20 protein-coding genes are annotated in these 20151 nt (G+C 74.0%); 4 read left to right on the plus strand and 16 right to left on the minus strand.

The window, feature by feature from the left end; all coding sequences use genetic code 11:
* Positions 1-103 precede the first annotated feature (103 nt).
* The 3 genes from ACIA8Q_RS08850 to groES form a co-directional block, all read right to left on the minus strand.
* Positions 104-1099, minus strand: a complete 996-nt coding sequence (locus ACIA8Q_RS08850; protein ID WP_360209028.1) for a LysR family transcriptional regulator — start codon at positions 1097-1099, stop codon at positions 104-106.
* A gap of 193 nt (positions 1100-1292) precedes the next feature.
* Positions 1293-2921, minus strand: a complete 1629-nt coding sequence (gene groL / locus ACIA8Q_RS08855) for a chaperonin GroEL (RefSeq protein WP_360209031.1) — start codon at positions 2919-2921, stop codon at positions 1293-1295.
* 117 nt (positions 2922-3038) lie between these two features.
* Positions 3039-3344 carry a co-chaperone GroES gene (gene groES / locus ACIA8Q_RS08860; RefSeq protein ID WP_014136232.1) on the minus strand — a complete coding sequence of 102 codons (306 nt, stop codon included), beginning with the start codon at positions 3342-3344 and terminating at the stop codon, positions 3039-3041.
* 424 nt (positions 3345-3768) lie between these two features.
* Here groES and ACIA8Q_RS08865 point away from each other — a divergent pair, with 424 nt between their 5' ends.
* Entirely contained in the window at positions 3769-4935 is a 1167-nt protein-coding gene (locus tag ACIA8Q_RS08865) for a methyltransferase domain-containing protein (RefSeq protein WP_360209033.1), read from the plus strand.
* A gap of 29 nt (positions 4936-4964) precedes the next feature.
* Here the strand turns inward: ACIA8Q_RS08865 and ACIA8Q_RS08870 are convergent, their stop codons facing one another.
* The 5 genes from ACIA8Q_RS08870 to tsaB all read right to left on the minus strand — a co-directional run bounded on the left by ACIA8Q_RS08870 (position 4965) and on the right by tsaB (position 8466).
* Complete coding sequence (locus ACIA8Q_RS08870; protein ID WP_360209036.1) at positions 4965-5876, minus strand: polysaccharide deacetylase family protein; 912 nt, start codon at positions 5874-5876, stop codon at positions 4965-4967.
* 80 nt (positions 5877-5956) lie between these two features.
* A complete protein-coding gene (locus ACIA8Q_RS08875) occupies positions 5957-6217 on the minus strand; it encodes a hypothetical protein (RefSeq protein WP_396316932.1) in 261 nt (86 codons plus the stop codon).
* Positions 6214-7305 carry a tRNA (adenosine(37)-N6)-threonylcarbamoyltransferase complex transferase subunit TsaD gene (tsaD, locus tag ACIA8Q_RS08880; RefSeq protein WP_396316933.1) on the minus strand — a complete coding sequence of 364 codons (1092 nt, stop codon included), beginning with the start codon at positions 7303-7305 and terminating at the stop codon, positions 6214-6216. Before tsaD ends, ACIA8Q_RS08875 begins: the two co-directional genes overlap by 4 nt.
* Positions 7298-7786: a ribosomal protein S18-alanine N-acetyltransferase gene (rimI, locus tag ACIA8Q_RS08885; protein WP_360209225.1), complete on the minus strand. Its 489-nt coding sequence runs from the start codon at positions 7784-7786 to the stop codon at positions 7298-7300. The genes tsaD and rimI overlap by 8 nt, the downstream gene beginning before the upstream one ends.
* Positions 7787-7809: 23 nt before the next feature.
* Entirely contained in the window at positions 7810-8466 is a 657-nt protein-coding gene (tsaB, locus tag ACIA8Q_RS08890) for a tRNA (adenosine(37)-N6)-threonylcarbamoyltransferase complex dimerization subunit type 1 TsaB (RefSeq protein WP_396316934.1), read from the minus strand.
* Between the two features lie 162 nt (positions 8467-8628).
* On the opposite strand from tsaB, the gene ACIA8Q_RS08895 reads away from it, so the two are divergent.
* Entirely contained in the window at positions 8629-9198 is a 570-nt protein-coding gene (locus ACIA8Q_RS08895; RefSeq protein ID WP_360209228.1) for a hypothetical protein, read from the plus strand.
* A gap of 28 nt (positions 9199-9226) precedes the next feature.
* Here ACIA8Q_RS08895 and ACIA8Q_RS08900 read toward each other — a convergent pair whose 3' ends face one another.
* The 5 genes from ACIA8Q_RS08900 to ACIA8Q_RS08920 form a co-directional block, all read right to left on the minus strand.
* Positions 9227-9421: a hypothetical protein gene (locus tag ACIA8Q_RS08900; protein ID WP_360209046.1), complete on the minus strand. Its 195-nt coding sequence runs from the start codon at positions 9419-9421 to the stop codon at positions 9227-9229.
* 189 nt (positions 9422-9610) lie between these two features.
* Positions 9611-10108: a tRNA (adenosine(37)-N6)-threonylcarbamoyltransferase complex ATPase subunit type 1 TsaE gene (gene tsaE, locus ACIA8Q_RS08905; protein WP_360209048.1), complete on the minus strand. Its 498-nt coding sequence runs from the start codon at positions 10106-10108 to the stop codon at positions 9611-9613.
* A 116-nt stretch (positions 10109-10224) separates the two neighbouring features.
* Positions 10225-11442 (minus strand): alpha/beta hydrolase, encoded by a 1218-nt coding sequence (locus ACIA8Q_RS08910; protein WP_360209050.1) that lies wholly within the window; start codon positions 11440-11442, stop codon positions 10225-10227.
* Positions 11439-12638, minus strand: a complete 1200-nt coding sequence (gene alr / locus ACIA8Q_RS08915; RefSeq protein WP_360209052.1) for an alanine racemase — start codon at positions 12636-12638, stop codon at positions 11439-11441. The genes ACIA8Q_RS08910 and alr overlap by 4 nt, the downstream gene beginning before the upstream one ends.
* 163 nt (positions 12639-12801) lie before the next feature.
* Positions 12802-14277 carry an NAD(P)H-hydrate dehydratase gene (locus ACIA8Q_RS08920; protein ID WP_387901137.1) on the minus strand — a complete coding sequence of 492 codons (1476 nt, stop codon included), beginning with the start codon at positions 14275-14277 and terminating at the stop codon, positions 12802-12804.
* A 170-nt stretch (positions 14278-14447) separates the two neighbouring features.
* Between ACIA8Q_RS08920 and ACIA8Q_RS08925 the strand changes: the two genes are divergently transcribed.
* Complete coding sequence (locus tag ACIA8Q_RS08925; protein ID WP_360209058.1) at positions 14448-15008, plus strand: Uma2 family endonuclease; 561 nt, start codon at positions 14448-14450, stop codon at positions 15006-15008.
* Positions 15009-15049: 41 nt separating this feature from the next.
* Here ACIA8Q_RS08925 and glmS read toward each other — a convergent pair whose 3' ends face one another.
* The gene (glmS, locus tag ACIA8Q_RS08930) at positions 15050-16906 is read right to left on the minus strand and encodes a glutamine--fructose-6-phosphate transaminase (isomerizing) (RefSeq protein WP_360209060.1); all 1857 of its coding nucleotides are present in this window, start codon (positions 16904-16906) and stop codon (positions 15050-15052) included.
* 99 nt (positions 16907-17005) lie between these two features.
* Between glmS and coaA the strand changes: the two genes are divergently transcribed.
* Positions 17006-18001: a type I pantothenate kinase gene (gene coaA / locus ACIA8Q_RS08935; RefSeq protein ID WP_360209062.1), complete on the plus strand. Its 996-nt coding sequence runs from the start codon at positions 17006-17008 to the stop codon at positions 17999-18001.
* 92 nt (positions 18002-18093) lie between these two features.
* On the opposite strand, the gene glmM is transcribed toward coaA, so the two are convergent.
* Together glmM and rpsI are read right to left on the minus strand one after the other, a co-directional pair.
* Positions 18094-19458 (minus strand): phosphoglucosamine mutase, encoded by a 1365-nt coding sequence (gene glmM / locus ACIA8Q_RS08940; protein WP_360209064.1) that lies wholly within the window; start codon positions 19456-19458, stop codon positions 18094-18096.
* Positions 19459-19624: 166 nt separating this feature from the next.
* Positions 19625-20125, minus strand: coding sequence for a 30S ribosomal protein S9 (rpsI, locus tag ACIA8Q_RS08945; RefSeq protein ID WP_360209067.1), 501 nt, complete (start codon positions 20123-20125; stop codon positions 19625-19627).
* Positions 20126-20151: the final 26 nt, after the last annotated feature.

The following is a 20151-nucleotide window of genomic DNA, read 5'->3' on the forward strand; positions in this document are numbered from 1 at the left end:
CCCCGCCTCGACGGCCTGCCGTGAAGAAACGTTTCTTCGCGGCGCCTCAGGCTGCTCCACCCCGCTCCCGGGGCACCCGGGGCCGCCGCGGGGCCGCCGGGCCTCAGCGGCCGGCCGCCCCCGCCAGGCGCTCCAGCATCAACGCCACGGCCGGCACCTCGGCCAGGTCCGGCAGGGTCAGCGCGACCACCTGCCGCACCGCCGGCGCCCCCGCGGCCGTCCGCACCGGCACCGTCGACACCCCGTCGGGGCGCACCGACTCCAGTGCCAGCCGGGGCAGCACCGCCACCCCCAGCCCGGCCGCCACCAGGCCGACCACCGCCGGGTAGTCGTCGGTCGCGAAGTCGATCCGCGGCTCGAAGCCCGCCCCCGCGCACAGCTCCACCAGGTGCCCCCGGCACTGCGGGCAGCCTGCGATCCACTGCTCCTCCGCCAGCTCGGCCAGCCCCACCGGCCCGCCGCGGCCCGCCAGCGGGTGCGCGGCGGGCAGCAGCCCCACCAGCGGGTCGTCGAGCAGCGGGGTGACCACCAGATCGGACCAGTCGGTGCCGGCGCTCAGCTGCTGCGCCTCCAGGTTGGCCTCGGCCCGCGCCTCGCGCGGCGTCCCGTGGGCGGGCGCCGGCAGCGCCGCGGCACCGTTCGACTGCGGGTACCGGAAGGCCAGCGCGATCTCGCACTCACCGCCGCGCAGCATCGCCAGCGACTCCGGCGGCTCCGCCTCGACCAGCGACACGCGCACCCCCGGATGGCCGTCCCGCAGCCGGGCGACAGCGGGCGGCACCAGGGTGGAACTCGCGGTCGGGAACGAGACCAGCCGCACCCGCCCGGCCCGCAGCCCGGCGATCGCGGCCACCTCCTCCTCGGCCGCGGAGAGCCCGGCCAGGATCCCGGTGGCGTGCTTGAGCAGCACCCGCCCGGCCTCGCTGAGCTGCATGCCCCGGCCCGAACGGACCACCAGCGGAGTGTCCACCGACTTCTCCAGGGCCTTCATCTGCTGGCTGATGGCGGGCTGCGTGCACCCCAGCTCGCGGGCGGCGGCGGAGAAGGAGCCGGTGCGGGCGACGGCACGCAGGACGCGCAGGTGGCGGGCCTCGATCATGCCTCAGTTATAAGGCAATCTTTGCTGTGCGCAAAATTCTACTGATAGTTGAAGGATGGAACACAGCCGGAAGGCCAACGGCCGACGGCCCCGCCCCGAGCCCTCCTCCCGCGAGCGGGCGAAAACACAGCCGGAAGGCCCGGCCGCGCCCCGTGAGGGGTGCGGCCGGGCCTCCGGTCAGACGGTTCGGGCGTCAGTGCGAGTGGCCGTGGCCGCCGTGGGAGTGACCGTTGTCGGCCTCCTCCTCCTTCTTCTCCACCACGAGGGTCTCGGTGGTGAGCAGCAGGGAGGCGATCGAGGCGGCGTTCTCCAGGGCGGAGCGGGTGACCTTGACCGGGTCGATGACGCCGGCCTTCAGCAGGTCGCCGTACTCGCCGGTGGCCGCGTTGTAGCCGTGGCCGGTCTCCAGCTCGGCGACCTTGTGGGTGATGACGTAGCCCTCGAGGCCGGCGTTCTGGGCGATCCAGCGCAGCGGCTCGTGCAGCGCCTTGCGGACGACCGCGACACCGGTCGCCTCGTCGCCCGACAGGCCCAGGCCGTCCTCCAGCACCTTGGCGGCGTGGACGAGGGAGGCGCCACCACCGGCGACGATGCCCTCCTCGACCGCGGCGCGGGTCGCCGAGATGGCGTCCTCGAGGCGGTGCTTGCGCTCCTTCAGCTCCACCTCGGTGGCGGCGCCGACCTTGATGACGCAGACGCCGCCGGCCAGCTTGGCCAGGCGCTCCTGCAGCTTCTCGCGGTCCCAGTCGGAGTCGGTCGCGGCGATCTCGCCCTTGATCTGGGCGACGCGGCCGGCGACGGCCTCGGCGTCACCGGCGCCGTCGACGACGGTGGTCTCGTCCTTGGTGATGGTCACGCGGCGGGCGGTGCCCAGCACGTCCAGGCCGACCTGGTCGAGCTTGAGGCCGACCTCCTCGGAGATGACCGTGCCGCCGGTCAGGGTGGCCAGGTCGCCGAGGATCGCCTTGCGGCGGTCGCCGAAGCCCGGGGCCTTGACGGCGACGGCGTTGAAGGTGCCGCGGATCTTGTTCACCACGAGGGTGGACAGCGCCTCGCCGTCGACGTCCTCGGCGATGATCAGCAGCGGCTTGGAGGCCCCGCCCTGCAGGATCTTCTCCAGCAGCGGCAGCAGCTCCTGGATGGAGGAGATCTTGCCCTGGTTGATCAGGATGTACGGGTCCTCGAGGACCGCCTCCTGACGCTCCGCGTCGGTGACGAAGTACGGCGACAGGTAGCCCTTGTCGAACTGCATGCCCTCGGTGAAGTCCAGCTCCACGCCGAAGGTGTTCGACTCCTCGACGGTGATGACACCGTCCTTGCCGACCTTGTCGATCGCCTCGGCGATCAGCTCACCGACCTGGGTGTCCTGCGCGGAGAGGGACGCGACGGCGGCGACGTCGTCCTTGCCCTCGATCTCGCGGGCGACGGACAGCAGGTGCTCGGAGACGGCGGCGACGGCCTTGTCGATGCCCTTCTTCAGGGCGGCCGGGCCGGCACCGGCGGCGACGTTGCGCAGGCCCTCGTTGACCAGGGCCTGGGCCAGCACGGTGGCGGTGGTGGTGCCGTCACCCGCGACGTCGTTCGTCTTGGTGGCGACCTCCTTGACGAGCTGCGCGCCGAGGTTCTCGTACGGGTCGTCCAGCTCGACCTCACGGGCGATGGTGACACCGTCGTTGGTGATGGTCGGGGCGCCGAACTTCTTGTCGATGACGACGTTGCGGCCCTTGGGGCCGATGGTCACCTTGACGGTGTCGGCCAGCTTGTTGACACCGCGCTCCAGCGAGCGGCGGGCGTCCTCGTCGAACTGCAGGATCTTCGCCATGTTCCCTATTCCTTCGGGGCTGCGACCGGCCCACCGGTCGCCGGATTACGTGAACCAACGACCACGCCCCGGGCCACTGTCACGAAGTGACACGGATCCGGGGCGGGTCGGGACGACTTACTTCTCGATGATGGCGAGAACGTCGCGGGCGGAGAGGACGAGGTACTCCTCGCCCTGGTACTTCACCTCGGTGCCGCCGTACTTCGAGTACAGGACGATGTCACCGACGGCGACGTCGAGCGGCAGACGCTGGCCATCCTCGAAGCGGCCCGGGCCGACGGCCAGGACGACGCCCTCCTGGGGCTTCTCCTTGGCGGTGTCCGGGATAACCAGGCCGGAGGCCGTGGTGGTCTCGGCGTCGAGCGGCTGGACCACGATGCGGTCCTCAAGCGGCTTGATGGCAACCTTGCTGCTGGTGGTCACGTCCGAGCTCCCCTTCGGAGATTACGGGGTTTCTAACGGGTAGGAGCGAACCTGCGGGCCTGCCGTCGCGGGGGTCAGGCACGCGTCTTCGCGTTAGCACTCCCCCAGTGGGGAGTGCCAAGGACGACCATAGGCCCGTGTTAGCACTCAGTCAACCAGAGTGCCAACGGCGCGCCCGCGGATCCCGGCAACGGACGGGTGGTCGTACACATGTGCGGCCGGGGAGGCCGGGGAGGCGTCGCCCGGCCCGCTGCCCGGCGCCGTGCCGGTCACCGCCTTCCTGCTCCGCGGCGGCCGGTCCGAAACCGCCGGGCGCCGACCGGGATCCGGGTCGGCGCCGGCGCCCGGGCCCGCCCCGCCCTCCCGCTCCGCCGCGGCTGGCCGGGATCCGCGGGGTTCCTCCGGAACCGGTCAGAATGGGCCCGTGGACACCGAGAACCTCCAGCCCCTGCTGACCGCCGAAGGCCAGGCCCTGCTCGCCGAGCTGCGCGAGTTCGCGCCCGAGGAGGAGCTGGCGCTGGCCACCCGGCTGCGGCGGGGGCACCCGGCGGAGCTGGTGTCGGCGGCGTTCGGACAGGCCCGGCTGCGGCAGCGGGCGCGGGCGAAGTTCGGGGCGGACGCCGACCTCATGTACTTCACGCCCAACGGCGTCGAGCAGTCCACCCGGCGCAGCGTGGCCGAGTGGCGGGCGCGCCGCTTCGCCGACCTGGGCGTCCGGCGCCTGGCCGACCTGTGCTGCGGCATCGGCGGGGACGTCCTGGCGCTGGCCCGGGCCGGCATCGAGGTGCTGGCCGTCGACCGGGACCCGGCGGCCTGCGCGGCCACCGCCGCCAACGCGGCCGCGCTGGGCCTGTCCGACCTGGTCCGGGTGGAGTGCGCGGACGTCGCCGACGTGGACGTGACCGGCTACGACGCGGTGTTCACCGACCCGGCCCGGCGGACCGCCCGCGGCCGGGTGTTCGACCCCGAGGCGTACGCCCCGCCGCTGTCCTGGGCGATCGAGGCCGGGCGCCGGACCCCGATCGGCGCGCTGAAGGTCGCCCCGGGCATTCCGCACGAGGCCGTCCCGGCCGACGCCGAGGCGGAGTGGGTCTCCGACCACGGCGACGTCAAGGAGGCGGTGCTCTGGTTCGGCACCGGGGCCTCCCGACCGCACCGCGCCACCCTGCTGCCGCAGGCCGCCAGCCTGACCGGCGGCGACCTGCCCGACCCGCCGGCCGGCCCGGTCGGGCGCTACCTGTACGAGCCGGACGGCGCGGTGATCCGGGCCCACCTGGTGGCCGAGGTGGCCGAGCAGGTGGGCGGCCGGCTGATCGACCCGAAGATCGCCTACCTCACCTCGGACCGCCTGGTCCCCACCCCGTACGCGCACGCCTTCGAGCTCACCGACGTGCTGCCGTTCCACATCAAGAAGCTGAAGGCGCTGCTGCGCGAGCGCGGGGTCGGCACGGTGGTGATCAAGAAGCGCGGGATGGCGATCACCCCGGAGGAGCTGCGCCGCCAGCTCAAGCCCTCGGGCCCGAACTCCGTCACGGTGATCCTCAGCCGCACCGACCACGGCCCGCTGATGATGCTCGGCCACCCGGCCTGACGGGCCGCCGGGCGGCTCCCGGACGGCTCCTAGGAGGCCGGGGGCTGGATGTAGTCCTCCAGCCGGGCCACCGAGAAGCCCTGCTCCTGGATCCGGGCCAGCAGGTCGGCGAACATCTGGGTCATCGTGGCGCCCTTGAGCTCCTTGGGGCCACGGAAGTGCGCCAGGATGATGTCACCGGACTTCAGCTTCTTGTCGGCCGCCTGGTACTGCATGTCGTGGATCTGCATCGACTCGCGCCACAGCACGATCGCGCGCGGGCCGCACTGCTGCACCGAGGTGTTCAGGGTCGGCGTGTTGGCGCCGTCGCCGAAGGGCGGGCGGAACAGCAGCGGGGCGGTGCCGTACTGCTGGGTGAGCGCGGCCTGGTCGTCGCAGATCTCGGACTTCTGCTTCTCCGGCGGGATCTTGCTCATCACCGGGTGGCTGACGGTGTGGTTCTGGATGTGGTTGCCCAGGGCCTGCAGCGGCTTGAAGTAGCCGTAGTCGTTCTTGACGATGTCCTTGGTCAGGAACATCGAGATCGGCACCTTCAGCTCGGTCAGCATCTCGACGAACTTCGGGTCCTTCTCGGCGCCGTCGTCGATGGTGATGAAGACGACCTTGTCGCTCGTCTTGATGTCGCTGAACACCGGTACGGTGCCCGTCCGTTCGAGCTTGACGGGCTTGTCGGCGGGCGGTGCGGGGGCCGGCGCCAGCGGCTTGAGGTTCCACTTCGCCCAGGCCGCCGCGTCACCGGCCGCCGGGGCGGGGGCGGGCGTGCCGGCCGGGCCGGTCGACGCGGCGCCGCCGGTGGGCTGCGGCACGCCCGCCGAGGTCCCGGCAGGGGCCGGGGCGGCGGCGGTGCCGCCGCCGTTGTCCCCGCATCCGGTGGCCAGGGCCAGCAGGGCCAGCGCCCCCACCGCGTACGTCCTGGTCCTGCTCCGCCCGTCCCTGCTCACCGCACCGCGCTCCCCGGATCCGTCCAGCTTCTTATCAGCTATGCACGGTAACGGGCCGGGTCGCGGTTCCCGGTGAGGCCCTACTCGACGTGTTGACTGGTGAAGGACCAGCGGTGCACCGGGCGGCCGAGCAGTTCGGCCGGCGGTTCGGCGACCGGTACGGCCTCGCCGGCCCACCAGGTGATCAGCAGCACCCGCTCACCGGGCGCGCCGAACAGCTCGGTGCGCTCCAGCCCGGCCGAGCCGCGCAGCGCCGGCAGCGCCACCTCCCGCACCCAGGCGGTGAGTTCGGCCCCGCGGCCGTCGGCGGCCCGGGCCTCCCACATGGCGGCGACGGTCATGACGTGCCACCGCCGAGGGCGTCGTAGGCCTGGCCGTGCAGGCCCGTGTGCGGGACGTGCACCTCGGTCACCGGCAGCGAGGAGTCGGCGGACAGGTCGAAGGCGGACGGCGTGCGACCGCGCCAGACCATCTCGGAGCCGAGCGCCGCCACCATCGCGCCGTTGTCGGTGCACAGGCCCGGCCGGGGCACCCGCAGCCGGATCCCGGCCCGGTCGCAGCGCTGCTGGGCCATCTCGCGCAGCCGCGAGTTGGCGGCCACCCCGCCGCCGATCATCAGGTGGTCGACGCCGTTCTCCTTGCACGCCTTGACGGCCTTGCGGGTGAGCACGTCGGTGACGGCCTCCTGGAAGGACGCCGCCACGTCGGCGATCGGCACCTCCTCGCCGGCCCGGCGCTTGGCCTCCACCCAGCGGGCGACGGCGGTCTTCAGGCCGGAGAAGGAGAAGTCGTACGCCGGGTCGTTCTTCCCGCTCAGACCCCGCGGGAAGGCGATCGCCTTGCGGTCGCCCTCGCGGGCGGTGCGGTCGACCACCGGGCCGCCCGGGAAGCCCAGGCCGAGCACCCGGGCCACCTTGTCGAAGGCCTCGCCGGCCGCGTCGTCGATGGTCGCGCCGAGCGGCCGGACGTCGGTGGTGATGTCCTCGCTGAGCAGCAGCGAGGAGTGCCCGCCGGAGACCAGCAGCGCCATCGTCGGCGAGGGCAGCCGGCCGTGCTCCAGCTGGTCGACGCAGATGTGCGAGGCGAGGTGGTTGACCCCGTACAGCGGCTTGTCGAGCGCCCAGGCGTACGCCTTGGCGGCGCTGACGCCGACCAGCAGCGCGCCGGCCAGGCCGGGGCCGGCGGTGACCGCGATGCCGTCCAGGTCGCTCGCCTTGACCCCGGCGGTGTCCAGGGCGCGCTGGATGGTGGGGACCATCGCCTCCAGGTGGGCGCGGCTGGCGATCTCCGGGACGACGCCGCCGAAGCGGGCGTGGTCGTTGACGCTGGACGCGACCGCGTCGGCGAGCAGCGTGGTGCCGCGCACGATGCCGACGCCGGTCTCGTCGCAGGAGGTCTCGATGCCGAGGACGAGCGGTTCGTCAGCCATGGCGGGTGTCCTCAATGTCCTTCGGGTCAGTGCTGTCAGTGCTCGGGAGGTCGAGGCGCATCACCAGCGCGTCGACGTTGGCGGGCTGGTAGTAGCCGCGCCGGATGCCCACCGGTTCGAAGCCGTGGCGCTCGTACAGCCGCTGGGCGCGCGGGTTGTCCACCCGCACCTCCAGCAGCAGTTCGGCGCAGCCGCGCCGGGCGGCCTCCCGGATCAGGTCGGTGAGCAGCGCCGTGCCGAGGCCGCCGCCCTGGTGGCGGCCGTCGACGGCGATGGTCTGGACGTCGCCCTCGCCGGCGACGGCCATCAGTCCGGCGTAGCCGACGATCCTGCCGTCCGCGGCGGTGGCGACGGTGTAGTGGCGGGTGCCGCCGGGGTGGGTCTCGGCCAGTTCGGACCAGTACATCCCGTGGGACCACGCGTCCTCGGGGAAGAGCTCCAGCTCCAGCTCCATCACCGGATCGATGTCCCACCAGCGCATCGGGCGCAGGGTGGTGCCGTGGTTCACGCCGGGAGCACCGCCTTGTAGCCGGCCGGGACCTGGGCGTCCGGGCGGCGCAGGTACAGCGGGACGTTCGGCAGCAGCTCGCGCCCGGCGGCCAGCTCGGCGGCGGCGAAGCCGGCCAGGGCGCCGGCCGACACGTGCTCGGGGCCGTGCGCGCCGGGGAAGGCGTCGGGGTAGAGCAGCGCCCCGGCCCCGACCGCGCACGGGCCCGGGGTCAGCTCGGCCGGGCGGTCCACGGCGGGGCCCTCCGTGCGCCGGCCGTCGGCGTCGTACGAGGCCCAGTAGACCTCCTTGCGGCGCGCGTCGGTGGCGACGGTGAACGGCTCCCCGGCCAGGCCCTCGGCGCGCGCCTGGAAGGCGATCGCGTCCAGGGTGCAGACGCCGTGCACCGGCAGTCCGAGCGCGTGGCCGAGCGCGGCGGCGGTCACCAGGCCGACCCGCAGGCCGGTGTAGGGGCCGGGGCCGACGCCCACCGCGATGCCGGTGAGCTGCTGCTTGTCGACGCCGGCCGACCGGAGCACGCCGTCGATCGCGGGCAGGAGCAGTTCGCCGTGGCGCCGGGCGTCGACCTGTTGGGTCTCGGCGAGGACGGCCGTGCCGTCGTGGACGGCGGCGGTGACGGCGGGGGTGGCGGTGTCGAACGCGAGCAGCAGCACGGGTCAAGGTTAGACCGAGGCTGCTCCGACCGGACGATCGGCCGATCGTGAGGGTGTGCCACCGAGGAACACACATCCGAGCCGCTGCGAACCGGCCGGGCGGACCTGGCACGATGGGGCCCGTACGTAAAGGGACGGCGGCGGGAGCGCGACGTGGCGAAGATGGGTCCTGGAGTGGTGGTCACGGGGCTGACCCTGGGGGCCCTGGCGGTGGTGAGCCTGCTGGCCTTCCAGGCCAACGGCGCACAGGACCGGGCGGGCGGCGCGAAGCCCGCCGCCAGCACCACGACGTCCAGCGGGCCGGCCGTCTCCGCGACGCCGACCGCGTCGGCGACCCCGACGGTCCCGGCGCTCCCGACGACCTCCGGCAGCGGCACCCGGGTGGTCTACTCGGTCGGCAGCCACTACGTCTGGCTGGTCGACCCGAAGAAGAACCCGCAGGTCGCGGCCGCCTTCCAGGTCACCCCGGGCTCGGTCGAGCCCGCCCCGGGCAGCTACGCGGTCTACAGCCGCACGCCCAACACCACCGGCACGGACGGCCGGCCGATCGAGCACGTGGTGCGCTTCGCGCAGCAGAACGGCGTGGTGTTCGGCTTCAGCGCCGCCATGGACGGCGCGACGGTGACCGCCGACCCGAAGGCCAAGACCGGCGGCATCCGCAGCGGCCGACCGGACGGTCAGCTGCTCTGGGACTTCGCGCCGAACGGCACCAAGGTGGTCGTGGTCGCCTGACGGCGGGTCGCGGTGGCCCGGCGCCGGATCACGCGGCCCGGGGAGCTCCGCTCTCCGGCTCCACGGCCGGGCGGGGTTCCGGCTCGGGCGGGGTGGACACCGCCTCGGCGGCCGCGCAGGCGGCCAGCAGGGCCCGCATCGGCGCCCCCTGGGCGCGACGGGCGGACTCTCCGGCCCCGGTGCCGCGCACGGCGCGCTCCGGGGCGGGGGTGGTGCTCGACATGGCGCCTCCCTAGTTAGGCAGACCTAACCGCAGCAACCATCCCACCACGCCCGGCACCCCGCCCGCAACACTTCCCGACAGCCTGTCGGCAAAACGGCGCACGCCCGGGGTGGGCGCCCCGTCGCGCGCCGATCGCCCCGGAGCCCCCGGAGCCCGGGCATCCCCCGGACGCCCGCGCGCCCGGACGGCTCAGGCGAGCGCCTCCAGGGCGACACCCGTCCAACGCGGGCCGACGCCCGTCAGCAGCACCCGGCGGGGGTCCAGGTCGTCCCCGTCGGCGCCGTCGCCCAGGGCGCGCTCGATCCGCACCTCCAGACGGTCGTCGGACAGCCGCTCGACCTTGCCCTCGCCCCACTCGACCACGACCACGGACTCGGGCAGCGAGACGTCCAGGTCGAGGTCCTCCATCTCGTCCAGGTCCCCGCCGAGCCGGTACGCGTCCACGTGGACCAGCGCCGGGCCGCCGACCAGCGACGGGTGCACCCGGGCGATCACGAAGGTCGGCGAGGTCACCGCGCCGCGGACCTGCAGCCCCTCCCCCAGGCCGCGGGTCAGCGTGGTCTTCCCCGCCCCCAGCTCACCGGAGAGCAGCACCAGGTCGCCCGGCCGCAGCAGGGCGGCCAGCTCCCGGCCGAGCCGGCCCATCCGCTCCGGGGTGGGGACGGTCAGAGTGGCGTGCGTGCCCATGCGCGTGTCGTGCCCTTCGGTCCGTGCGGCGCGCCGACCACCGGCCGCCCCCGCTACCGTGCCACATCACCGGCCCGGCGTGCGCCGCGCGGGGGCCCGCGGCGGCGGGCCGGGGCTCAGGACGGATCGAGGACGGCACCGGGCGGCGGTGCGGCCCCCGGCGGCGGCGCGGCGCCGGCGAAGTCCGCGGCCCGGCGCAGCAGCGCCGTCAACTCCTGGTCGACCAGCTCCGGGCACTCCAGCATCACCAGGTGTCCGGCCCCCTCCGCGAGGACGAGCTCGGCGCCCGGCAGCCGCTCGGCCATCGCCTCGCTGTGCGCCGAGGGCGTCAGCAGGTCCTTCGTGCCGGCCAGCACCAGCGCCGGCAGGCCGCGCAGGGCGGCCAGTGCCCCGTACTTCTCGTGCGCCCCGAAGACCGGGTAGAACTCGGCGACCACGTCGATCGGGGTGGCGTCCAGCAGCTGCTCGGCGAAGCGCACCACGCCGGGGTCGACGTCCCGGCCGCCGAAGGAGAACCGCCGGTAGAAGACGGCGGCGACGTCCGCGCCCAGCCGCCTGGTCGCCTCCACCAGCTCGACCTGGCGGCCGAGCACCCGCATCACCCCGGGGGCGACCCGCTTGAACAGCTTCGCGCCGGCCGACGGCAGGCCGAGGCTGACCTCGTTCCAGTCCCCCGCCAGGGTGCCGATCAGGGCCACCCCGGCGACGCGCTCCCGGAACAGCTCCGGGAACTGGTCGGCCAGCGCCATCACCGTCATGCCGCCCATCGAGTGGCCGACCAGCACCAGCGGCCCGGTCGGGGCGACGGCGTCGATCACGGCCTTGAGGTCGCCGCCCAGCTGGTCGATGCTGGCCGGCTCACCGGCCAGGAAGGAGCGGGAGCGCTCGGAGCGGCCGTGGCTGCGCTGGTCCCAGAAGACCAGCCGGGCGCTCTCGCGCAGTGCGGCCCGCTGGAAGTGCCAGCTGTCCTGGTTGAGGCAGTAGCCGTGGCAGAACACCACCGTCAGCGGCTCGGCGCCGGTGCCGGCGGCTCCGGACGGCTCGGCGGCGAGGCCGTCCAGCTCGACGTACAGCTCGGTGCCGTCCGGTGCGGCCACCCGGCGCGGGCGCCCGCGCAGCGAACCGTAGGGGGCCTCGGCGTCCAGCTGGGCGCGGGCCCGGCGGCGGGTCGCCCGGGCGCCGGTCAGCCGCTCGATCGCCACGCCCGCGGCCGCACCGGCCGCCAGCACGCCGACCGAGATCCCGATCACGCCCGCCCGGCTCACCCCGGAGGCCGCACCGGCCGCCTTGGCCACCGCCGCGACCGGGCTGCTCCCGTCCGGTCCCTCCGTCATGCCGTCAGGCCCGCGAGGTGGCTGCCGCCCAGGTAGCGGCGCGGCACCCGGGCGCCGATCCGGGTGACGATCTCGTACGAGATGGTGCCGCAGGCCCGGCCCCAGTCCTCGGCGGTCGGCTCCCCGCGCTCGCCGCTGCCGAACAGCAGCACCTCGTCGCCGACCTCGGGGACGTCCCCGCCCAGGTCCACGACGAACTGGTCCATCGCCACCCGGCCGGCCACGGTGCGCCACTTGCCGCCGATCTGCACCGGTCCGGTGCCGCTGGCGTGCCGCGGGACGCCGTCTCCGTAGCCGACCGGGACCAGGCCCAGCGTGGTCGGGCCCGGCGTCACGTAGTGGTGGCCGTAGCTGACGCCGTGCCCACCCGGGACGTGCTTGACCAGCGCCAGCCGCGCGGTCAGCGCCATCACCGGGCGCAGCCCGAAGTCCGCCGGCGAGCCCACCTCGGGCACCGGCGACAGCCCGTACGCGGCCAGACCGGTGCGGACCATGTCGAAGTGCGAGCCCGGCAGCAGCAGGGTGGCCGGCGAGTTCGCCAGGTGCCGCACCTCGGGGCGCAGCCCGGCCGCCTCGGCCTGCTCCAGCGCGACCTGGAAGGAGTCCAGCTGGGCCTGGATCGACGGGTGCCCCGGTTCGTCGGCGGCGGCGAAGTGCGACCAGACGCCGACCACGGTCAGCAGGCCCTCGGCCTCGGCGTGGCGGGCCGCCGCCACCAGTCGCGGCCAGTCGTGCGGCTGGCAGCCGTTGCGGCCCAGGCCGGTGTCCGCCTTCAGGTGCACCCGGGCCGGGACACCGGTCTCCCGGACGGCGGGCAGCAGCTCGTCCAGCGCCCACTGGCCGCTGACCGAGATGTCGAGGTCCGCACGCAGCGCCTCCCGCCACGGCCCGCCCGGCGTCCACAGCCAGCACAGGATCCGGGCCTGCTCCGGGCGGATGCCCGCGGCCCGCAGCGCCAGCGCCTCCTCGGGCGTGGCGCAACCGAGCCAGCCGACCCCGTTCGCGACCGCCTCGCGGGCGCACTCGACCGCGCCGTGGCCATAGGCGTCCGCCTTGACCGCGAGCATCACCGCCGCGCTGCCGACGCGTTCGCGCAGCGCGGCGAGGTTGCCGCGCAGAGCGGCCAGATCGATGGTCGCCTCGGCCCGTACGCCGTCGGTGAGGGTGGCCGTGCCGGTCGTGTTCGCAGTTGTCATCAGGGTCAGTCTCCCAGACGTCCCGGAGTCCTCGCCGAACGGCCCGTCGGCGCGGCGGCCGGCGCCCGGCCTCCCCGCACCGCGCCGACCTGCGCAGGACCGCTCGTCACCCTGTTCCGGACGCCCGGGACGGACGGGTCGGTTCCGCTCCCCCGCCGCCCGTTCAGCCCCGCCGGACGGACCGCCAGGCTCCGGGCAGCGCCTCCGCGACCCCGAGCGCCGTCACCGGCGCGCCCGGCTCGCCCGCCGCCTCCCGGCCCGCCAGGCCGTGCAGGTAGGCCGCCGCCGAGGCGGCGTCCAGCGGAGCCAGACCGGCCGCCAGCAGGGAGCCCGCCAGGCCCGCCAGGACGTCCCCGCTGCCAGCGGTGGCCAGCCAGGAGCTGCCGGTCGGGTTGACCCGGACGGCGCCGCCCGGGTCGGCGACCACCGTGGTGGAGCCCTTCAGCAGGACCGTCGCCCGGTAGGCGGCCGCCAGCCGGCGGGCGGTGGCCAGCCGGGTGGCCGCCAGCGCGTCGGCGCTCGGCGGCGCGGTGCCGTCGGCGCCGGCGAGGAGGCGGGCGGCCTCGCCGGTGTGCGGGGTGAGCAGGGTCGGGGCCGTCCGGCCGGCCAGCGCGTCCGGGCCGAGCCGGGCCAGTTCGGTCAGCCCGTCCGCGTCCACCAGCACCGGGACGTCGGCCGCCAGCGCCTCGGCCAGCGCCTGCCGCGCGCCGTCGCCGCCGCCCGGGCCGACCACCCACGCCTGCACCCGGCCCGCGCCGGCCGGTCCGCCCTCGGTGACCAGCGCCTCCGGGAACCGCCGCACCACCTCCTCGGCCGCCGTGCCGACGTACCGGACGGCGCCGGCGCCCCCGCGCAGCGCCCCGGCGACCGCCAGCACGGCCGCGCCCGGGTACGTCGCCGAGCCGGCCGCCACCCCCACGACGCCGCGCCGGTACTTGTCGCTCTCCGCGCCCGGCTGCGGCAGCAGCGCCGCCACGTCCGCGTGCTGCAGGGCCGTCACCTCGGGCTCGGGCGGCTCCAGTCCGATCCCGACCAGCTGGACGGCGCCCGCGTAGGAGGCCCCCGGGTCCACCAGCAGGCCTGGCTTGTAGGTGCCGAAGCAGACCGTGACGTCCGCCCGCAGCGCCACGCCGGGCACCTCGCCGGTGTCGGCGTCCACGCCGCTGGGCAGGTCGACGGCCACCACCGTCCCGCGCCTCCCGGCACGGGCGTAGGGCACGGCCCCGGGGCGCAGCCCGCCGCGGCCCCCGATGCCGACGATGCCGTCCAGCACGAGGTCCGCGCACGAGAAGTCGGCCAGGCCGACTTCCTGATCCACCACCACTCGCCCGCCGGCGGCCCGCACCGCGGCCAGCCCGCCCGCGTGCACCCGCTCCGGCGCGAGCAGCACCGCCGTCACCCGCGCCCCGCGCCGGGCCAGTGCCGCCCCGGCGTACAGGGCGTCACCCCCGTTGTCCCCGCTGCCCGCCAGCACCACCACCCGGCTGCCGTACACCCGCCCGCGGACCCGGGTCAGCAGCCGGGCGCAGGTCGCGGCCAGCCCGGCCGCCGCGCGCTGCATCAGCGTCCCCTCCGGCAGCCGGGCGATCAGCTCGCCCTCGGCGGCCCGGACGACTTCGACGCGATGGGCGTGGCGCATGCGAGGGCTCCTTCAGCGGTCGGCTCCCACCGACGCTAGCCCGCGCCCCCGCCCCGCGGGAGCCCGCCCTGCGGCACACTTTCGAGTGACACCCACATCGATCCCCCGCCCGCGCCGGTTCGCACCCGTAGTTTGTCGCCCGGCACGGACCCACAGGAGGGAGAAGGGCCATGGTCGCCATGCCGGCAATCGAGCACCCGATGGGCGAGGACAACCTCCTCCAGGCGTTCCTGGAGCTGGACACCCCGATGGGCAGCAAGGCCGAGTTCATCGAAGGGGAGATCATCGTGACGCCACCGCCGGACGGAGCCCACGAAACGGCGTTCTCGCTGCTCGCCAGGCAGTTCTTCCGCAAGGCGGCGATCGATCTGGACCTCTCGGGGAACAAGGGTCTGATCGTGTCGCCCAAGAACCGTTTCATTCCCGACGGCACGGTGAGCCCGGTCGGCCACTTCGAGAACGCGGACTCCTGGGCCCCGGCCGGGGGTGTCCTGCTCGTCTTCGAGATCACCTCGACCAACCCGCACAAGGACCGCGAATCCAAGCGCAGGGGCTACGCCACCGCTGAGATCCCCTGCTACCTGCTGATCGACCGCGGCCAGGGCATGGTCACTCTGTTCACCCACCCTCAGGACGGCGACTACGTCACTCGCACCCAGGTCGGGTTCGGCAAGTCGATCGACCTGCCCGCCCCGTTCTCGTTCGCGCTCGACACGGCGCCCCTGCGGTAGGACGCAGCCACCGCAGGGGCGCCGTTGCCGACGAGCGCGTGCTACTCGACGGTGACCGACTTCGCCAGGTTGCGCGGCTGGTCGACCTCGTGGCCCTTGGCCGTGGCCAGCTCGCAGGCGAAGACCTGCAGCGGGACGGTGGAGACCAGCGGCTGCAGCAGCGTCGGGGTGGCCGGGATGCGGATCAGGTGGTCCGCGTACGGGACGACCGCCTCGTCGCCCTCCTCGGCGATGACGATGGTGCGGGCGCCGCGGGCCCGGATCTCCTGGATGTTGGAGACGATCTTGTCGTGCAGGATCGAGCGGCCACGCGGCGAGGGCACGACCACGACGACCGGCAGGCCCTCCTCGATCAGCGCGATCGGACCGTGCTTGAGCTCGCCCGCCGCGAAGCCCTCGGCGTGCATGTACGCCAGCTCCTTGAGCTTGAGCGCGCCCTCCAGGGCCACCGGGAAGCCGACGTGGCGGCCGAGGAACAGCACCGAGCGGGCGTCGGCCAGGGAGCGGGCCAGCTCGCGCACCGGCTCCATGGTCTCCAGCACCTGCTCCACCTGCTTCGGCGCGTCGCCGAGCTCGCGGATGATGGTGAAGATCTCGTCGCCCCACTTGGTGCCGCGGACCTGGCCCAGGTACAGGGCGACCAGGTAGCAGGCCACCAGCTGGGTCAGGAACGCCTTGGTGGAGGCGACGGCGACCTCGGGGCCGGCGTGCGTGTAGAGCACGGCGTCCGACTCGCGCGGGATGGTGGAGCCGTTGGTGTTGCAGATCGCCAGCACCTTGGCGCCCTGCTCGCGGGCGTGCCGCAGCGCCATCAGCGTGTCCATGGTCTCGCCGGACTGCGAGATGGCGATGACCAGCGTGCCCGGGCCCATGATCGGGTCGCGGTAGCGGAACTCGGACGCGACCTCGACCTCGCAGGGGATGCGGGTCCAGTGCTCGATCGCGTACTTGGCGATCATGCCGGCGTGGAACGCGGTGCCGCAGGCGACGATGACGACCTTGTCGACCGAACGCAGGTCGGCGTCCGAGATGCGCAGCTCGTCGAGGGTGAGCCGGCCGTCGGTGCCGATCCGGCCGAGGAGGGTGTCGGCGACGGCCTTCGGCTGCTCGGCGATCTCCTTGAGCATGAAGTAGTCGTAGCCGCCCTTCTCGGCGGCCGAGGCGTCCCAGTCCACGTGGTACTCGCGCACGTCGGCCGGGGTGCCGTCGAAGTTGGTGACGGTCACGCCCTCCCGGCGCAGCTCGACGACCTGGTCCTGGCCCAGCTCGATCGCCTCGCGGGTGTGCGCGATGAACGCGGCGACGTCGGAGGCGAGGAAGTTCTCGCCCTCGCCGCGCCCGACCACCAGCGGCGAGTTGCGGCGGGCGCCGACGACGACGTCCGGCGCGTCCGCGTGCACGGCCACCAGGGTGAACGCGCCGTCCAGGCGGCGGCAGACCACCCGCATGGCCTCGGCGAGGTCGCCCTGGTAGGCCTCGCCCAGCAGGTGGGCGACGACCTCGGTGTCGGTCTCGGAGCGGAGGGTGTGGCCGCGCTCGGCGATCTCGGCGCGCAGCTGCGCGAAGTTCTCGATGATGCCGTTGTGGACGACGGCGACCCGCAGGTCGTCGTCCAGGTGGGGGTGGGCGTTGGCGTCCGTCGGGCCGCCGTGGGTGGCCCAGCGGGTGTGGCCGATGCCGGTGGTGCCGCCGGGCAGAGGGGTCTCGGCGAGCGACTTCTCCAGGTTGGCGAGCTTGCCGGCCCGCTTGTCGGTGACCAGACTCCACTGCCCGTCGGAGTCCTGCGCCTGCACCGCGACACCGGCCGAGTCGTAGCCCCGGTACTCCAGTCGCTGCAGGCCTGCGATTACTACGTCGAGGGCGGACTGCGCGCCCACGTATCCAACAATTCCGCACATGCGTGCCAGCATAAGGGCGGTTCTGGGGCCCTTTTCCCGCCTTGGGGGAACAGTGCGTGACCGACACCACAACCACCGTGAACGCCGCTACGGCTCACAATGGAGCATGTGCTGACCGAACTCTGTACGCGGGGCGCCACCTCGGCCGGCCCGTCGCCGTCCCCCTACGTGGACCTCAGCCGGGCCGAGTGGAGCGCGCTGCGCGAGCGTACGCCGCTGCCGCTGACCGCCGAGGAGGTGGAGCGGCTGCGCGGACTCGGCACGGCCCTCGACCTGGACGAGGTGCGCGACGTCTACCTGCCGCTGTCCCGGCTGCTCAACCTGTACATCCACGCCACGCACGACCTGCGCGGCGCGCTGGGCACCTTCCTGGACACGCCGGACACCGAGCGCACCCGCACGCCGTTCATCATCGGCGTGGCCGGCTCGGTCGCGGTCGGCAAGTCGACCACCGCCCGTCTGCTGCAGGCCCTGCTCGCCCGCTGGCCCGAGCACCCGCGGGTCGAACTGGTCACCACCGACGGCTTCCTGCTCCCCAACGCCGAGCTGCGCCGCCGCGGCCTGATGGCCCGCAAGGGCTTCCCCGAGTCGTACGACCGCCGGGCGCTGATGCGCTTCGTCGCGGACGTGAAGGCGGGCAAGGACCGCGTCACCGCCCCGGTGTACTCGCACCTGGTGTACGACATCGTGCCGGACGAGCGGCTCACCGTGGAGCGCCCGGACATCCTGATCGTCGAGGGCCTGAACGTCCTGCAGCCGGCGCTGCCCGGCACCGACGGGCGGACCCGGCTGGCGGTGGCCGACTACTTCGACTTCTCGATCTACGTCGACGCCCGCACCGACGACATCGAGCACTGGTACCTGGACCGGTTCCGCAAGCTCCGTCAGACCGCCTTCCAGGACCCGAACTCCTACTTCCGCCGCTTCACCGAGGTGCCGGAGGAGGAGGCGATGGAGTACGGCCGGCAGGTCTGGCGCACCATCAACCGGCCCAACCTGCTGGAGAACGTGCTGCCGACCCGGGGCCGGGCCACCCTGATCCTGCAGAAGGGCTCGGACCACAAGGTCCGCCGGGCACTGCTGCGCAAGCTCTGACGGCCCGCGCCGAGGAGCGCCCGCACCGCGACCAGCCCGAAGGGGCCCCCGCCGACTCGGCGGGGGCCCCTTCGACGTGGGGTGGGACGGGCTCAGCCCAGGTGGGTCCGCACGGCCTCGGCCAGTCGCTGGGCGACGGCCTCCGCCTGCACCGCGTCGGCGGCCTCGACCATGACCCGGACCAGGGGCTCGGTGCCGGACGGGCGCAGCAGCACCCGGCCGGTGGAGCCCAGCTCGGTCTCGGCCTCGGCGACGGCGGCGGCCAGCCCGGTGCTGGTCGCCACCCGGGCCTTGTCGACGCCCTTGACGTTGATCAGCTGCTGCGGCAGCCGGGTCATCACGGCGGCGAGGTCGGCCAGCGGCTGCTTGGTGGCGGCCAGTCGGGCGCCCAGCATGAGGCCGGTCAGGGTGCCGTCGCCGGTGGTGGCGTGGTCGAGCAGGATGACGTGGCCGGACTGCTCGCCGCCCAGCGCGAAGCCGTGCTCCTTCATGGCCTCCAGCACGTAGCGGTCGCCGACGGCGGTCTCCACCAGCTCGATGCCCTCGCGCTGCATCGCCAGCTTGAAGCCCAGGTTGGACATCACGGTGGCGACGGCGGTGTTGCCGCGCAGGGTGCCGGCCTCCTTCATGGCGACGGCCAGGATCGCGATGATCTGGTCGCCGTCCACCTCGTCGCCGTCCGCGTCGGCGGCCAGGCAGCGGTCGGCGTCGCCGTCCAGCGCGATGCCGAGGTCGGCGCGGTGCTCCTTCATGGCGGCGCGCAGCCGGTCCAGGTGGGTGGAGCCGACGCCGTCGTTGATGTTGAGGCCGGTGGGCTCGGCCCCCAGGGTGTGGACGACCTCGGCGCCGGCCCGGGCGAAGGCCTCGGGGGCGACGTAGGCGGCCGCGCCGTGGGCGCCGTCGATGACGACCTTGATGCCGTCGAGGCGGTTGGGCAGCACGCCGATCAGGTGGGCGACGTACTTGTCGAAGCCCTCGGTGTACTCGCGGACCCGGCCGACGGCCGCGCCGGTCGGGCGCTGCCACTCGTCACTGCCGATGGAGTACGTCCGGTAGTGGTTCTCGATCGCGTCCTCGATGCGGTCGTCCAGCTTGTGGCCGCCGCGGGCGAGGAACTTGATGCCGTTGTCGGGCATCGCGTTGTGGCTGGCGGACAGCATCACGCCGAAGTCGGCGCCGAGCGCGCCGGTGAGGTACGCCACGGCCGGGGTGGGCAGGACGCCGACCCGGAGCACGTCGACGCCGGCGCTCGCCAGGCCGGCGATGACGGCGGCCTCCAGGAACTCGCCCGAGGCGCGCGGGTCACGGCCGACCACCGCGACCGGGCGGTGCCCGTCGAAGGCACCGGCCTCGCCCAGCACGTGTGCCGCCGCGACCGACAGCCCGAGCGCCAGCTCGGCCGTCAGGCCCTCGTTCGCCACCCCGCGTACGCCGTCCGTACCGAAGAGTCGTCCCACTGTCCCGTCCTCCATCACCACTGCTCGGAACCCAACCGACCGTCCCCGGCCACCGCACGCCGGCCGGGGAACACGTCGCCCCGGAGTACACGTGGTACTCCGGGGCGACGGTACGCGCAACCAGGGGGGTGCGCCGCCAGGGCGGACCGCACCCCCTGGGACGCGATTAGCGCTTGCTGTACTGCGGCGCCTTGCGGGCCTTCTTGAGACCGGCCTTCTTGCGCTCGACGGCGCGGGCGTCACGGGTCAGGAAGCCGGCCTTCTTCAGCGCGCCGCGGTTGTTGTCCACGTCGGCCTCGTTCAGGGCACGGGCCACGCCGAGGCGCAGCGCGTAGGCCTGGCCGGAGACGCCGCCACCGGTGATGCGGGCGACGACGTCGTAACGGCCGTCAAGCTCGAGGAGCTTGAAGGGCTCGTTCACGGTCTGCTGGTGCACCTTGTTGGGGAAGTAGTTCTCCAGGGTGCGACCGTTGATCTTCCACTGGCCGGTGCCGGGGACGATGCGCACGCGGGCGATCGCCTCCTTGCGACGGCCGAGGCCGGCGCCCGGGGTGGCCTCGCCGAAGCGGCCGGCCAGCGACTCGGAGGTGTAGCTCTCCTCGGAGGTGTACTCGCCCTCGACGTTCTCGTCGAAGTCGACCTCAAGGGTTTCAGTGGTCTCGGCCACGGTGTTCCTCAGCTCTTTTCAGTGTT

This window comes from Kitasatospora sp. NPDC051705, assembly GCF_044453265.1.
Taxonomy (GTDB): Bacteria; Actinomycetota; Actinomycetes; order Streptomycetales; family Streptomycetaceae; genus Kitasatospora.

Excerpts from the sequence above, each read along its gene's own strand:
- ACIA8Q_RS08900 (WP_360209046.1), bottom strand. The coding sequence starts at position 9,421 with ATGTCGAGCACCACCCCCGCCCCGGAGCGCGCCGTGCGCGGCACCGGG.
- ACIA8Q_RS08875 (WP_396316932.1), bottom strand. The coding sequence starts at position 6,217 with ATGACCGTCGCCGCCATGTGGGAGGCCCGGGCCGCCGACGGCCGCGGG.
- coaA (WP_360209062.1), top strand. The coding sequence starts at position 17,006 with ATGGAGCATGTGCTGACCGAACTCTGTACGCGGGGCGCCACCTCGGCC.
- ACIA8Q_RS08925 (WP_360209058.1), top strand. The coding sequence starts at position 14,448 with ATGGTCGCCATGCCGGCAATCGAGCACCCGATGGGCGAGGACAACCTC.
- ACIA8Q_RS08895 (WP_360209228.1), top strand. The coding sequence starts at position 8,629 with ATGGGTCCTGGAGTGGTGGTCACGGGGCTGACCCTGGGGGCCCTGGCG.
- groL (WP_360209031.1), bottom strand. The coding sequence starts at position 2,921 with ATGGCGAAGATCCTGCAGTTCGACGAGGACGCCCGCCGCTCGCTGGAG.
- ACIA8Q_RS08850 (WP_360209028.1), bottom strand. The coding sequence starts at position 1,099 with ATGATCGAGGCCCGCCACCTGCGCGTCCTGCGTGCCGTCGCCCGCACC.
- ACIA8Q_RS08910 (WP_360209050.1), bottom strand. The coding sequence starts at position 11,442 with ATGACGGAGGGACCGGACGGGAGCAGCCCGGTCGCGGCGGTGGCCAAG.
- glmS (WP_360209060.1), bottom strand. The coding sequence starts at position 16,906 with ATGTGCGGAATTGTTGGATACGTGGGCGCGCAGTCCGCCCTCGACGTA.
- ACIA8Q_RS08920 (WP_387901137.1), bottom strand. The coding sequence starts at position 14,277 with ATGCGCCACGCCCATCGCGTCGAAGTCGTCCGGGCCGCCGAGGGCGAG.
- alr (WP_360209052.1), bottom strand. The coding sequence starts at position 12,638 with ATGACAACTGCGAACACGACCGGCACGGCCACCCTCACCGACGGCGTA.
- tsaD (WP_396316933.1), bottom strand. The coding sequence starts at position 7,305 with ATGGCTGACGAACCGCTCGTCCTCGGCATCGAGACCTCCTGCGACGAG.
- rimI (WP_360209225.1), bottom strand. The coding sequence starts at position 7,786 with ATGCGCTGGTGGGACATCGATCCGGTGATGGAGCTGGAGCTGGAGCTC.
- tsaE (WP_360209048.1), bottom strand. The coding sequence starts at position 10,108 with ATGGGCACGCACGCCACTCTGACCGTCCCCACCCCGGAGCGGATGGGC.